Source organism: Jiangella alkaliphila, assembly GCF_900105925.1.
GTDB classification, from domain to species: domain Bacteria; phylum Actinomycetota; class Actinomycetes; order Jiangellales; family Jiangellaceae; genus Jiangella; species Jiangella alkaliphila.
The window spans coordinates 205,853-219,175 of record NZ_LT629791.1 but is presented as its reverse complement, the minus strand read 5'-3'; the positions used below and the strand labels follow the sequence as shown (position 1 = coordinate 219,175).

Below are 13,323 nucleotides of genomic sequence, written 5' to 3'. Positions count from 1 at the left end.
GTTCAGGCGTCGGTCCAGCAAGGCGTCGAAGTAGCTCGATGCCGCGCCATCGGGTGATGACACAACGCAGCTGGTCGGCGTCTGGGCGTCGATCCGCGCCGCCGAAGATCCGTCAGACACCCCCTAGTGCTCGAGGCCGTGCCGCCGGGGACTCCCGGCGGCACGGCCCCACGACACACGATGAGGACCGGACCCATGCGCCGAACCACCCGTTTCACCGCCGTCTGCGTGACCCTGACCGCCGTCCTGCTCACCGGGTGCGGCGGGGAGGACGGTGCAGCCGGCTCGTCTCCTGCCGCGTCCGCGCTCCCGTCGATCGACGCGGCCGCGGACACCGCGGCGCTGGCCACGGTGGAACAGACGGCGGAACCGGGCACCGCGCCCGTCCTGGGCTTCACCGCGCCCCTGCGCGTGACCGGGCCGGTCGCCCGCGTCATGCAACCGGGCGCGGGCGAGGTCATCGAGGTGAATCGCGCCGTGGTGGCCGACGTCGTGACCGTCAACGGCTCCGACGGGACCGAGGAGGGCAACACCTATGACGGCTCGCCGCAGATCCTGATGACCGACGAGGCCAACATGCCGGGGGCCCTGCTGGACGTGCTGGTCGGCGCCCAGGTGGGTGCCCGGCTCCTCCTGGCCTCGCCGGTGGCCGAGGACGAGACCACGCTGTGGGCGTTCGAGATCGAGTCCGTGCTCGACGTACCCGTCCAGGCCGAGGGCACCGAGGCGAGACTGCAACCCGGACTGCCGGTCGTCGACCATGCCGACAGCGCCACGACCGACGTCCGCATGCCGGTGATCGTTCCCGCCGACGGCCCGCCGCCGGAGGAGCTGGTCGTCCAGCCCCTGCTCATCGGCGCCGGCCAGCCGGTCACGGCGGACTCCAGCCTGGTCGTCCAGGTCGCCGGGTCGCTCTGGGACGGCACCCAGTTCCAGAACACCTGGGAGGAGGGCGCCGGGAAGCCCATCGTCCTCAGCGGAGCCATCGAGGGCTGGCGGCAGGGGCTCCTGGGCCAGACCATCGGCAGCCGGGTGATGTTGGTGGTTCCGCCCGAGCTGGCGTGGGGTGATGATGGCCGCGGCGACCTCATCCCCGCCGGTTCGACGCTGGTGTACGTCATCGACATCCTGGCCGGAATCTAGGGCGGGCGGCACATATGCGACGTAGCGCTTCCGTCATCGCGGCCGGTACGGCCCTGAGCCTTCTCCTGCTCGTGGGGTGCTCCGGAGACGGGCCGGACGACGACACGTCCGCCCGCGACCAGGCATCGACCACCGAGCCGTCCGTGCCTGCCGGGCCGTCCGCGCCTGCCGAGCCGCCCCCGGCCGAGGCCCCTCCCGCCGACCACGAGGCCGACGTCGCCGCCCTGGCCGGCGTCACGCTGACCGGGAACCCGGGCACCATGCCGTTCTTCAACGTGGAGACACCACTCGCCCTCACCGGGGAGGTCGCCCGGGTGGCGGACGTCGGCGCCGGCCCGGTCGTCGAGTCGGGCGACGCCGTGGCCGTGCACGTCGCATCCTTCAATCCGGATACCCAGACCATCGAGGCCAGCTCCTACGAGCAGGGCCCCGAGCTGCTGCTGGCCGAGCCGGGCGGCCTGCCGCAGGCGCTGCTCGACTCGATGCTGGGGGCGCAGGTCGGCTCCCGGGTCCTGTTCGGCGCTCCGGCCGACGGTCACACGACGATCTACTCGTTCGAGATCCTCGGCACGGGCCCGGTCTTCGAGCGGGCCGAAGGCACCGCGGTGACTCCGCCGGCCGGCCTGCCGGTCGTCACCCTCGCCGCCGACGGCACGCCCGCCCTGACGCCGGCCGAGGGCGAGCCGCCGGCCGGCATGGTGGTGCAGCCGCTGATCACGGGGGCGGGCGACCCCGTCAGCGCGGACTCCTGGCTGGTCGTCAACTCCAGCACCTGGCTGTGGGACGGGACCGAGGTGTTCTCGACGTGGCAGGGCGGCACCACGACGGTCATGCGGCTGGCCGACGCGATGACCGGCTGGCAGGAGGGGCTGGCGGGCCAGACGATCGGCAGCCAGGTGCTGCTGGTGCTGCCGCCCGACAAGGCGTTCGGCGCCGAGGGCACGGAGGAGGTGCCCGCGGGTTCGACCGTGGTGGTCGTCGTCGACATCCTGGCCGGTATGTGAGTCGCTCAGCGGGTTGATTCGGCCGGCCTGACCGGCGCCTGCGTCGTGGCGCCGACCGTGCTGCTGAGCAGCGCCAGCGCCTGCTCGGACGGGCTGCCCGGCTCCGCGTGGTAGGCGATGACCAGCTGGCCGGGCGAACCGGTGATGGCCAGCGTCTCGTAGTCGAGGGTGAGGTCGCCGACCATCGGGTGCCGGAAGCGCTTCGTGCCGGACACCTTCACCCGGACGTCGTGGCGGGCCCACAGCCGGCGGAACTCCTCGCTCTTCAGCGACAGCTCACCGACCAGTTCGGTCAGCCGCGGGTCGTCGAGGTCGGCGCCCGCGGTCGCGCGCAGGGTGGCCACGGTCTCGGCGGCGATGATGTCCCACTCGGGATAGACGTCGCGCGCGACCGGGTCGAGGAAGAACGCGCGCACCTGGTTCTCGCCCGCGCGCAGGCACGAGTTCAACGCGCCGGCCAGCGCGTTCGCGGCCAGCACGTCGAGGTAGCGGCCGTAGACCAGGGCCGGCGTGAACGCCCAGCTGTGGATCAGCCGTTCCGCGCCCGGGCTGACCCGTTCCGCCCTCGGGCGCGGCCGGCGACGGCGGCTCACCGGCCGGGCCAGCTCACGGACGTGGGCGACGGCGTCGTCGTCGAGCCCGAGCACACCGGCCAGGGCCTCGATGACCTGCTCGGACGGGTGTTTGTCGCGGCCCTGCTCGAGCCGGACGTAGTAGTCGGCGCTGACGCCGGCCAGCATCGCCACTTCTTCGCGGCGCAGCCCCGGCACCCGCCGCCGGCCGAACCCGCCGGGCAGCCCGACGTCGGCCGGCTGCGCCAGCTCACGCCGTGCGCGCAGGTACTCGCCGAGCCGGTTGTCGCCGTCCGCCATACCTCCTGAGCGTAGGCGCTGCGTCGGCGCGGCTGGGTGGCCGTGCCACTCCCAGGGTCCGGTCTCCTGGTCGTCAGCCGATCTGGTTGGACCCGCCCGCAGCGCGCAGCCTGAAGCCATGACCACAACCAACGCAGGACCCCTGACCGGCCGCGTCGCGGTCGTCACCGGCGCCACCAGCGGGATCGGCGCCGAGACCGCCCGCCGGTTCGCCGCCGACGGCGCCGCCGTCGCCGTCCTCGGGCGGCGCGAGGACCGTCTGAAGGCCCTCGCCACCGAGATCGGCGCCCTCGCGGTGCCCGTCGACGTCACCGACCAGGACGCCGTCGGGGCCGCGGCCGCGACCGTCCGGGCCGAGTTCGGCCGGGCCGACCTCGTCGTCGCCAACGCCGGCGTCATGCTGGCCGCGCCGTTCGAGTCCGCCGACACCCGCGAGTGGGACCAGATGATCGGCACCAACATCACCGGCCTGCTGCACACCGGCCGGGCGTTCGCCGACGACCTGATCGCGACGGCGGCCGGCGGGGGCGCGGCCGACCTGGTGCACGTCGGCTCCGTCGGCGGGCACATGGTGTTCCCCGACTACGCCGTCTACTGCGCGACGAAGGCGGCCGTGGCGCACCTGACCCGCAACCTGCGCGCTGAGCTCGGGCCGCGCAAGGTCCGGGTCAAGAACGTCGAGCCCGGTTTCGTCGGCACCGAGCTCGGTGCCGGCATGCAGCACGACGGCAACCGCGAGCAGCTGACCGGGTGGCGCGAGTCCATGGAGATCCTCGTGCCCGAGGACATCGCCGACGTGATCGCCTACGCCGTTGCCGCCCCGCCGCGGGTCAACGTCGCCGAGCTGGTCGTTGTGCCGGTGGAGCAGGGCTGAGCCCTCAGGCCCTCGTCTTGGCGATGACCTCGATGGCGGCCTTGCAGAACTCCGGCAGGTCGTCGGGGACGCGTCCGGTGACGACGTTCCCGTCGACCACCGCCGGCTCGTCGACGAAGACGCCGCCCGCGTTCTTCAGGTCGTCCTGCACCGCGGCGTAGGCGGTGCAGCGGCGGCCGCGGATGAGGTCGGTGCCCTCGTGCAGGTCGGTCGAGATCATGATCTGCGGGCCGTGGCAGATGGACGCGATGACCTTGCCGGCGCGGTGCGCCTCGGCGACCAGCCGCCGCGATGGCGCGTGCAGCCGGACCGCGTCGGGGCCGAAGCCGCCGGGCAGGTAGACCGCGTCGTAGTCGTCGACGGAGACGTCGGCAGTGGGCGCCTGGCGCCAGCGCTTGCCCTCCTCGAGCACCACGAACGGGATGGTGGTGCCGAACCGGCCGGTGATCGGCTTATCGGGGGCGTAGGACCGGGGCGAGAAGTGCCCGGGCATGTCCTTGGGCGGGTACGTGATGGTGATCGCCGCGCCCTCCTCGCTGAACCTGAGCAGCGGGTACAGGACCTCGACGTCTTCGAACTCGTGCGCGGTGATGAAGAGGATGCTGCTGCCTTCCAGGGCCCCCACAGGACTACTCCTTTGCTCCGTTGCGGTGAGAGGTGTCGGTGGTGCCGATGGGCTGGATGTGGGTGAGTGCGAACCGGATCGCGAGCCGGTCGAGGTCCTCCGTCGTGCTCTCGGCCAGGGCGACGCCGCCGGCGTGCGCCGCCTCGGACTGGTGCCGCTCGACGTCGCCGGGCAGCCGGACCGCGGGGTGGCCGGCGGCGAGCGTCGACGACGCGACCCGGTCGGTCAGCTCGACCGCCCGCTCGGTGTAGACGCCGGTGCCGGTGAGGCTGCCCGGCTGGATCGCGATGACGAGGTGCCCGGTGCCCATGCGTGAGCCAGGGTCGACCCAGATGTCGGTGATCTGGTGGCTGAGCAGCGCGCCTGGTAACGCCGCGGCCAGCAGCTCGATGGCGATGGCCAGGCCCGACCCCTTGTGCTCGCCGAACGGGAGCAGCACGCCCTTGAGCGCGGCCTCCGGGTCGGTGGTCGGCGCGCCCGCGGCGTCCAGCGCCCAGCCCGCCGGGATGTCGTCGCCGTTCTTCGCCGCGGCGACGATGCGCCCGAACGCGCCGGCGGACGTGGCCATGTCGAGCACCACCGGCGGCCGGCCGTCGACCGGGAAACCGATCGAGATGGGGTTGGTGCCCAGCAGCGGCTCGGCCGAACCGTACGGTGCCATCGACGGGCCGGTGTTCGACAGCACGAACGTCACGATACCGCGCGCGGCCAGTCGCTCCACCCAGGGAGCGGCCATGCCGAAGTGGGTGCTCCGGCGTACCCCGACGACCGCGCAGCCGTAGCGTCCGGCCAGCTCGCCGGCGCGCTCGATGGCCAGCTCGATGGCGGTGTGGCCGAACCCGAAGCCGGCGTCCAGCGTCGCCGTCGCGCCGTGCTCGTGCGCCCACGTCATCGGCGCGTCCGGCACGATCCCGCCGGCGTCGACCGACGACACGTACAGCGGCAGCCGCAACAGCCCGTGCGAGGGCAGGCCGCGCGCGTCGGCCTCGACCAGGCACGACGCGACTCGGGCGGCCTCGGTCGCGGAGCAGCCGGCCGCCCGCAGGACCGCGGTGGTGAAGGCCGTCAGGTCGGCGGGACGGTACAGCCGTGGCTGGTCGCTCAACGGGGCTCCTACGGGGCTCGGAGGTCGTGACCGGGCTCCGGTGCGGGAGCGGCAGCCCGCTCATGTTCCCAAATAGGAACAATGTTCCAGATGGTGCACGGTGACGCTACAACCGCCGGTGCACCCCGTCAAGGTCGCTGGTTGGCGACTCAGAAGGCCCGGCTGGAGACCCGCCCGTTGATGCGGCCCGCGGCCTCGCGCAGCCGCGCGACCACGGCCTCCTCGGTGTCGTCGTGGAGGCGCGCGATCGGGATGGCGCAGCTGACGGCGTCGTGCGGCGGGTTCGTGGTGCCCAGGGCGACGGCGAAGCCCTTGATGCCCTCGCTGTTCTCCTCGTTGTCGACGGCGTAGCCGCGCTCGCGGGTCAGCGCGAGGTCGGCCCGCAGCGCCTTGAGGTCGGCGATGGTGTGCGGCGTGAGCCGGGTGAGCGGCCGGGGGAGGTGGGTCTCGAGCTGGTCGTCCGGGAGTCCGGCGAGGATCGACTTGCCCAGCGCGGTGGTGAACGCGGGCAGGTGCCGGCCGATCGCGGAGAACAGCCGCAGCGGGTGCACGGACTCGCGCTTGTCGAGGTAGACGATGGAGGTGCCGTCGAGGCGGCCGAGGTGGACGGTCTCGCCGGTCTCCGCGGCGAGCTGGTCGAGGACGGCGGCGGCCAGCGCGACCAGGTTGTCGGACTCGACGTAGGAACGGCCGACCAGCAGCGCGTGCAGGCCGATGCGGAACCGTCCGCTGGCCTCGTCGGACTCGATCCAGCCGCGGCCGGTCAACGTCCACAGCAGCGCGTGCAGCGTGCTCTTCGGGATGTCGAGCGTGGCGGACAGTTCCGCCAGCGTCTGCGGCCGTTCGCTGCGGGCCAGCAGCTCGACGATCTCCAGCGCGCGGTCGACCGAGCGCACCACCTTGGAGCCGGGCATGGCTCTCCTCCCCCTCGTTCCGGACCTCGTCGCGTGTCTTGACGAAGGTCGAATCATCGCAGTACGTTCGCGTCCACGATAGCGAACTTTGTTCGTATTTGGGAACGCGCGCCACATCCTACCGAGGAGGTTGCCCGATGATCGCCGCAGCCGGGCCGCACAGACTCAGGTCACTGCCGATCGGTCTCGTTCTCCTGCTCGTGCTGGCGGCACTGATCCCGCTGACGAGCTCGCGGCCGGCCGGCGCCGACGAGGGCCTCGCGATCGAGGGCGTCGTCGCCACCGACGACAAGACCATCGAGATCGACTTCGACCGGGCCCTGGACGAGGGGCTGCGGCAGTACGTCGAGGCCAACGCGAACGCCGTCCGCGCCTTCATCCACGTGGACGGCGGCACCGCGGGCGGCCCGGACGCCGCGCTCGACGGCGCGGACCTGCAGACGCTCGGCGCCGAGGTGTTCGCCGTCGACACGCCGGAGCAGGACACGCTGCGGATCGTGCTGCCCGCCACGACGACACTGGCCGCCGACGGCTCCTACCAGCTGTGGCTGGACGGCGCCGGGTCGTCGTTCGACGACCTGCGGATCCGGGCCGCCGACGGCAGCGCGCTGGCCGGCGCCTCGACCGCGCGGTTCGCGTTCGCCGGGTCGCCGGCGGCCGCCACGCTCGCTTCGGTCGCGAGCGTCGAGCCGGTCACGTCGCGGCTGGTCCGCGTCACGTTCGCCCAGCCGATCCTGGCCGGGATGGCGGCGCACGCCTACACGACGAACCCGAGCCGCATCACCGTCGGCGGCGTCGCAGCGACGTACGTCCAGAAGGTCGCCGGCTCGGACTCGCGCGTCTACGACCTCTACCTGGGCGCCGACCTCGCCGCCGGTCAGCAGCACGCGCTGCAGCTGCTCGGGAACCCGACCGGCACGGCGGCGAACGGCGCGCTGCGCACCAGCGCCGGCCGGGTCGACCCCGCTGCACCGGTCGGTGGCGCCGTGACGTTCACGGGCGCGGCCGTTCCCCACGCGAACGGCCTGGCCGGCGTCGAGGTGAGCGACGACCGCCGGCAGCTCACCGTTACCTTCGACCACAAGCTGGCCGAGCTCGCACAGCTGCCCACCTGGCGGCCCAACGGCATCGGCGACCGCCCGGTCGTCGAGAGCCCGCGCACCGGCACCACCGGCGACAGCCTGAGCGTCGCCGAGCTGTCGACGGTCCTCGACCTCAGCGGCGTGGTCGCCGACGCCGGTGCGGACCCGTCCGGAACCCCGGGCGTGGCCGCGGACCTGGCCGGCTCGCTGCGGCACACCGCCGCCTACTTCGCCGACCGGCGCACGATCGTGGTCAGCCTGGCCGAGGGCAGCGTGTTCGGGCGCGGCTCGTCCGGTGCCGTGACGCTGCTGGCCGGCAGCGTCACCGACGTCGCGGGCGTCACCAACGCCGCGGCCGAGACGCTGGAGTTCACCGCGCCCGCCGGCGACCTGCCCGAGCGCGGCGCGGACTACGAGCCGCGCGACCGCGACTACCTGACCGTCGACGAGGACGCCTCGACCACGTTCACCCACTACGACTACACGTTCACGCCGGGGACGCCGACGCCGGACTACCGCGTCGACCAGGCGAACGTCAGCGACCGGGTCGTCGAGGAGGAGGTCGACGCGATCGTCGTCGAGAACAAGTACATCAAGGCGACGTTCACGCCCGACTACGGCGCCCGGCTGCTCTCGTTGATCTACAAGCCGACCGGCAACGACCTGCTGTACGCCAACCCCGTCGGCACGCCCTACGGTCACGGCGCGAACTCGCCGTTCTACGCGAACTGGCTGATGGTCTGGGGTGGCGTCGCGCCGACGTTCTCCGAGGCCGAGCACGGCAAGTACTGGTTCCTGCCGTGGGACTACGAGATCGTCGAGACCGACGACAGCGTGTCGATCGTCATGACCAAGACCGACACCATCAACCACCGCCAGGACGGCCGGTTCCGCTACGGCGCCACGGGCATGGAGATCTCGGCGACCTACACCGTCTTCAAGGACAAGCCGGTCGTCGACCTCGACGTGTCGCTGCACAACCCGGGCGCCGTCGCCAAGGAGTACGAGTACTGGACGCTGACGACGCTCGGCCCGGGCCGCCCGCTGCACGAGGGCTCGCCGACGGTGGAGCACCTGACCCCACTGGAGCAGGTCCGACGCGACTCGTCCTACACCTGGATGGCCGACGTCGAGCGCCGCGTCAATCCCGATGCGCCGCCCAACAGCGAGGCCGGGCGCGAGCTGTACTTCGACAACATGCGCTACCTGTCGCGGTGGCTCGGCGGCAACGGCATCGCCTACGGCCTCGACCTGCCAGAGAACCCGCAGGGCGACTGGTGGGGCGCGGTCAACCACGAGAACGAGGAGGGCGTCATCCGGGTGTCGGAGAACGACATCACCACCGGGATGAAGTTCTGGACCTGGGGCTTCAACAGCTCCTTCGACACCAACCCGTACTCGAAGGGCAACTCCGGCCGGCCCTACGTCGAGCCCTGGGGCGGCGTCACGGACCGGTTCTTCCTGCCCGACGTGCTCGGCCCGGGCGAGACGAAGTCGTGGACCGAGACGTTCATGCCGATCCAGGACCTGTACAGCGTCACGAACGCCAACGAGCACGGCGCCGCGGTCGTCGACTTCGGCGAGGACGGCACCGTGAGCGGCCACGTCTTCCCGACCGACCTCGGCCGCGACGCGGTCTTCCGCGCCTCGCTGGTGGACGCCGCGTCTGGTGAGGTGCTGGTTCGCGAGCTGTTCCGCAGCGACGAGTACGAGTCGGCCAAGCTCGAGGCCGACGCGGGTTCCGCCACCACCGTCCAGCTCGTGCTCGAGCGGGTCTCCGGCGGCCGGCAGACGCTGCTGACCGCGGAGGAGAGCCGCTGACCGGCCGCACCGGCTGAGGCCGCGCTCCTGGAACGTCCGCAGCGATTCCAGGGGCGCGGCCGGCTGGACGCTGGTCGCGCGGGTGTGTTTGACTTGTCGTGCTGAGGGCACTAGCCCGAAGAAGTGAGCCCCGCGGCCAGCCGGAATGACTGGTAGGCGGGGTTTCGCGCTATCCGGCGTCCAGGACCGTGACGTGGTCGGCCACGCGTTGGCGCCAGCCGCCGCCGCTCGCCCAGCACCACGCGATCGCGTCGGGCACCCAGAGCAGCGGCTCGTGGTGCGCGAGCTCGTGCTGATAGGTCATCGCGGCGCCGGCCTTCCTCGTCTCCTCGAACAGGACTCGTTTGTCGAGCAGCTCGGTGGCGGTGTCCAGCTCCAGTACCAAACGGTCGACGCTGAGATCCACCAGATCCGGGACCATCCGGCTGAGGCAGTTCTCCCGGGCGCTTCGCCGGCCACCGCACACGTACAGGCGGCAGCCGGAGCTCACCTCGAGAGCCGCGGCGAGGACCTGCTCCTTGCGGGCCGGCTTCTCGTCCTTGAAGTGGATGCGCCGCTGCTTGCCGATACGCAGGTCGCGGAGAACGCGACGAGCGGCGGCGACGTCGCTCGCTGACACGAGGGCAGCAGCCAGGATGTAGTCGTTCTTCTTGGACTCGTCGGCATAGGCGTGCAACGCCACGGTCGCACCCCTTTCGGCGCACTGACGGGATCAGCCATCCAGTCTGCCCATGCAGGCGCGGTGCCGGGCCGCTGCGGACGCGACTTGTGGATAGTCGCTCGGTTGTCCACAGCCCGGCGCCGAGCGGTCGGCAAGCGCGGCTTCTTCGCGTGTTCGGCAGCGGCGCGACCATCGGGTGTGTCATGATCGGCCCCGATGAACATGAGTCTCACTAGCAACATATTCGGTCAAATCGACGTGACCGACCCTCGCCGTCCGACGGCGGAGGACATTACTGCGTCGGTGGGTGAGGTGTACCGCGATCTGGCCGCCCGCGACGATCTTCGTCCGGGGCCGGAGGTCGACGGGCTGTTCGACCGGCTGGTGCGGCTGGTGCTGACGGCGCCGGCGGAGACCGTGCCGGCCGTCCTGAACGACGTCGAGATCCAGCACCTGGCGCCCCGCCTGCGCGCCCTCTGCGCCCTCGGCGAGGGCGAGCTGGAGCACGCCTGGGCGAACCGGATCGTCGCCGGCCGGCCGCCGCGCGAGGAGCTGGCGCGGTTCCCGTACTTCGGCAACTACCGGCAGCTCAGCCGCATGGAGATCGGCATCCTCGCGTCCGCGCTGCCGCGGCGGGTGCGCTCGGTGGCGTTCGTCGGCTCCGGCCCGCTGCCGCTCAGCTCGCTCTACCTGGCCGGCGAGCTGGACGCGTCGGTCGACAACTTCGACCGCGACGCCGCCGCGCTGCGGGCCGGCGAACGGGTGGCGACGGCGCTCGGCTACGGCGAGCTGGGCTTCCACGAGGCCGACGTGCTGGCGGCGGATCTGTCCGGCTACGACGTGGTCGTGCTGGCCGCGCTGGTCGGGGACACGCTCGAGGCGAAGCGGCGGATCCTGCGTCACCTGGCCGACACGATGCGCCCGGGCGCCGTCCTGCTCGCCCGCAGCGCCCGCGGCCTGCGCACGTTGCTCTACCCGCCGATCGACCGGACCGCGCTCGACGGTTTCGAGCCCCTCACGGAGGTGCACCCGGTGAACGACGTCATCAACTCGGCGATCCTGGCCCGGGCAGGAGGCTGACGTGGCGACCCTGCTCATGGTGGAGAGCTGGGTGCAGTCGACGGGGCTCGCGCTGCCGCCGCTGCTGCGCGAGCTGGGCCACGACTACATCCTGTTCACTCGTGACCCCGGGCTCTATCCGGACGTCGACGGCGAGCGGCACCCGGTGGTGCGCGACGCCGACGAGGTGATCGTCGTCGACACGAACGACCGGGCCTCGATGACCGCCGCCGTCATCGGCATCGTCTGCCGGCGGCGCATCGACGGCGTGCTCACGACCTGCGACTATTACCTCGACGCGGTCGCGGAGCTGGGCAGGATGCTCGGCCTCGCCGGCGCGTCGCCGGACATCATGCGGCGGGCGGTGCGCAAGGACGCGGTGCGGACGGTGCTCGCGCGGGCCGGGCTGCCCGGGCCGCGGTTCGCCGTCGCCGCGACGTGGGACGACGCGCTGGCCCGCGCGACGGAGCTCGGCTTCCCGCTGGTCGCGAAGCCGGTCGACCTCAACTCCGGCACGTCGGTGCACCTGGTCGACGGCGAGGCCGCGCTGAAGGACGCGTTCCACGAGGTCACCGGCGTCGAGCGGAACACCCGCGACCAGCCGCTGGCCCGCCGGCTGCTGCTGGAGGAGGTGCTCCAGGGCCCCGAGGTCAGCGTCGAGGCGGTCACCGTCGCCGGCCAGACGACGATCCTCGGCATCACCGGCAAGAGCGTCACGCCGTCGTTCGTCGAGGCCGGCCACGTCTTCCCGGCGCCACTGCCGCCCGCTGTCGCCGCCGCCGTCACGGAGCATGTCCGCGCCGCCCTGGCCGCCATCGGCTACAGCCACGGGCTCAGCCACACGGAGCTGCGGCTGACGCCGTCGGGGCCGCGGATCGTCGAGATCAACCCGCGCCAGGGCGGCGGCTACGTGTTCGACCTCGTCCGCACGGTCACTGGGGTGAACCCGCTCGCCCTGCTCGTCGACCTCGCGCTCGGCCGCACGCCGGCGCTCGACCCGCACCCGACCGGCACGGCGGCGGTCGCGTTCGTGCTGTCGCCCGTCGACGGCGTCGTCACCGGCGTCGACGGCCGGGACGAGCTGGACGCGAACCCGTCGATCGCCCGCTGGCAGCTCGACGTCCCGGGGGCGGTGCGCCGTCCGCGCGACAACAACGACCGCGTCGGCCACGTCCTGGCCGTCGACCCGTCGGGCGACCGGGCCGGCGAGTTCGCGGCCACCGCCGTCGGCTCGCTGCGGCTGCGGCTGGCCGACGGCGCCGAGGTCGCCCCGGCCTCGATCTGAGCGACGAGGGCCGGCCGCCGCCGCGGATGTACGTTGACGTCGTGGACATCGGAATCACCACCTTCGCCGGCGAGTACGGCATGGAACCGCCCGCGCTCGGCCGGGCCGTCGAGGAGCGCGGCTTCGAGTCGCTGTTCTTCCCCGAGCACACCCACATCCCCGTGCACAGCCGGCGGGCCGATGGCAGCTCGACCCGGGGGTATGCCGAGACCTACGACCCGTTCGTCGCGCTGTCCTCGATCGCGGCGGTGACCAGCAGGCTCACGCTCGGCACCAGCGTCTGCCTGGTGACCCAGCGCGACCCGATCGTCACCGCCAAGGAGGTCGCGTCGCTCGATCGGCTGTCGGGCGGCCGTTTTGTCTTTGGCGTCGGCGCCGGCTGGAACCGCATGGAGCTGGCCAACCACGGCACCGATCCACGCACCCGCATGGCGCTGCTCGCGGAGCGGGTGCTGGCGATGCGCCAGATCTGGACCACCGACGAGGCCGAGTTCCACGGTGAGTACGTCGACTTCGAGCCGGTGTGGTCCTGGCCCAAGCCGCTGCAGCGCCCCCACCCGCCGGTCCTGGTCGGCGGCAACGGCCCGGGCGTCGAGGACCGGGTGCTCGCCTTCGGCGACGGCTGGTTCCCCCAGTGCGGCGGGCTGGCCGACGTCGACGAGCTGGGCCGGCGGGCCGCGGTGCTCCGCCAGCGCGCCGCCGACGCCGGCCGCGGCTCGATCCCCGTCACGGTGTTCAACACCCCGCCTGACAAGCGGCTGCTCGACGCGCTGGCCGGCGCCGGCATCGACCGGTGCCTCCTGCTGCTGCCGGCCGGCACGGAGTCGGAGCTGCTCGCCACGCTCGACGAGTGGACGGCGCTCGCGGCCGGGCGGTGA

At 72.5% G+C, this 13,323-nt stretch carries 12 protein-coding genes; 7 read left to right on the top strand and 5 right to left on the bottom strand.

Going from position 1 to position 13,323, the window contains the following annotated elements; all coding sequences use genetic code 11:
* Positions 1–195: 195 nt before the first annotated feature.
* The gene (locus BLV05_RS01070; protein WP_046768355.1) at positions 196–1,143 is read left to right on the top strand and encodes an FKBP-type peptidyl-prolyl cis-trans isomerase; all 948 of its coding nucleotides are present in this window, start codon (positions 196–198) and stop codon (positions 1,141–1,143) included.
* Positions 1,144–1,214: 71 nt separating this feature from the next.
* Positions 1,215–2,147 carry an FKBP-type peptidyl-prolyl cis-trans isomerase gene (locus tag BLV05_RS01065; RefSeq protein WP_152690707.1) on the top strand — a complete coding sequence of 311 codons (933 nt, stop codon included), beginning with the start codon at positions 1,215–1,217 and terminating at the stop codon, positions 2,145–2,147.
* 5 nt (positions 2,148–2,152) lie between these two features.
* Here BLV05_RS01065 and BLV05_RS01060 read toward each other — a convergent pair whose 3' ends face one another.
* Positions 2,153–3,019, bottom strand: a complete 867-nt coding sequence (locus BLV05_RS01060; RefSeq protein ID WP_046768353.1) for a helix-turn-helix transcriptional regulator — start codon at positions 3,017–3,019, stop codon at positions 2,153–2,155.
* Positions 3,020–3,137: 118 nt separating this feature from the next.
* Between BLV05_RS01060 and BLV05_RS01055 the strand changes: the two genes are divergently transcribed.
* The gene (locus BLV05_RS01055) at positions 3,138–3,893 is read left to right on the top strand and encodes an SDR family oxidoreductase (RefSeq protein ID WP_046768352.1); all 756 of its coding nucleotides are present in this window, start codon (positions 3,138–3,140) and stop codon (positions 3,891–3,893) included.
* Between the two features lie 4 nt (positions 3,894–3,897).
* Here BLV05_RS01055 and BLV05_RS01050 read toward each other — a convergent pair whose 3' ends face one another.
* From BLV05_RS01050 to BLV05_RS01040, 3 genes are all read right to left on the bottom strand, one after another.
* Complete coding sequence (locus BLV05_RS01050) at positions 3,898–4,518, bottom strand: type 1 glutamine amidotransferase domain-containing protein (RefSeq protein WP_046768351.1); 621 nt, start codon at positions 4,516–4,518, stop codon at positions 3,898–3,900.
* A 4-nt stretch (positions 4,519–4,522) separates the two neighbouring features.
* Positions 4,523–5,623, bottom strand: a complete 1,101-nt coding sequence (locus BLV05_RS01045) for an Ldh family oxidoreductase (protein ID WP_052762379.1) — start codon at positions 5,621–5,623, stop codon at positions 4,523–4,525.
* 149 nt (positions 5,624–5,772) lie between these two features.
* On the bottom strand, positions 5,773–6,537 hold the full coding sequence (locus tag BLV05_RS01040) for an IclR family transcriptional regulator (protein ID WP_046768350.1): 765 nt from the start codon (positions 6,535–6,537) through the stop codon (positions 5,773–5,775).
* A gap of 137 nt (positions 6,538–6,674) precedes the next feature.
* Here BLV05_RS01040 and BLV05_RS01035 point away from each other — a divergent pair, with 137 nt between their 5' ends.
* Positions 6,675–9,440, top strand: coding sequence for a DUF5107 domain-containing protein (locus BLV05_RS01035; RefSeq protein WP_052762378.1), 2,766 nt, complete (start codon positions 6,675–6,677; stop codon positions 9,438–9,440).
* A 169-nt stretch (positions 9,441–9,609) separates the two neighbouring features.
* Here BLV05_RS01035 and BLV05_RS01030 read toward each other — a convergent pair whose 3' ends face one another.
* Entirely contained in the window at positions 9,610–10,122 is a 513-nt protein-coding gene (locus tag BLV05_RS01030; RefSeq protein WP_052762377.1) for a hypothetical protein, read from the bottom strand.
* A 282-nt stretch (positions 10,123–10,404) separates the two neighbouring features.
* Between BLV05_RS01030 and BLV05_RS01025 the strand changes: the two genes are divergently transcribed.
* The 3 genes from BLV05_RS01025 to BLV05_RS01015 are packed head-to-tail and all read left to right on the top strand — an operon-like array spanning position 10,405 to position 13,323.
* Entirely contained in the window at positions 10,405–11,181 is a 777-nt protein-coding gene (locus BLV05_RS01025) for a nicotianamine synthase family protein (protein WP_160312736.1), read from the top strand.
* 1 nt (position 11,182) lies between these two features.
* Entirely contained in the window at positions 11,183–12,445 is a 1,263-nt protein-coding gene (locus tag BLV05_RS01020) for an ATP-grasp domain-containing protein (protein WP_046768349.1), read from the top strand.
* A gap of 41 nt (positions 12,446–12,486) precedes the next feature.
* On the top strand, positions 12,487–13,323 hold the full coding sequence (locus BLV05_RS01015; RefSeq protein WP_197683488.1) for an LLM class F420-dependent oxidoreductase: 837 nt from the start codon (positions 12,487–12,489) through the stop codon (positions 13,321–13,323).

What these genes read in the sequence shown, in the direction of transcription:
- BLV05_RS01055 (WP_046768352.1), top strand. Translation starts at nt 3,138, where the DNA reads ATGACCACAACCAACGCAGGACCCCTGACCGGCCGCGTCGCGGTCGTC.
- BLV05_RS01040 (WP_046768350.1), bottom strand. Translation starts at nt 6,537, where the DNA reads ATGCCCGGCTCCAAGGTGGTGCGCTCGGTCGACCGCGCGCTGGAGATC.
- BLV05_RS01060 (WP_046768353.1), bottom strand. Translation starts at nt 3,019, where the DNA reads ATGGCGGACGGCGACAACCGGCTCGGCGAGTACCTGCGCGCACGGCGT.
- BLV05_RS01035 (WP_052762378.1), top strand. Translation starts at nt 6,675, where the DNA reads ATGATCGCCGCAGCCGGGCCGCACAGACTCAGGTCACTGCCGATCGGT.
- BLV05_RS01070 (WP_046768355.1), top strand. Translation starts at nt 196, where the DNA reads ATGCGCCGAACCACCCGTTTCACCGCCGTCTGCGTGACCCTGACCGCC.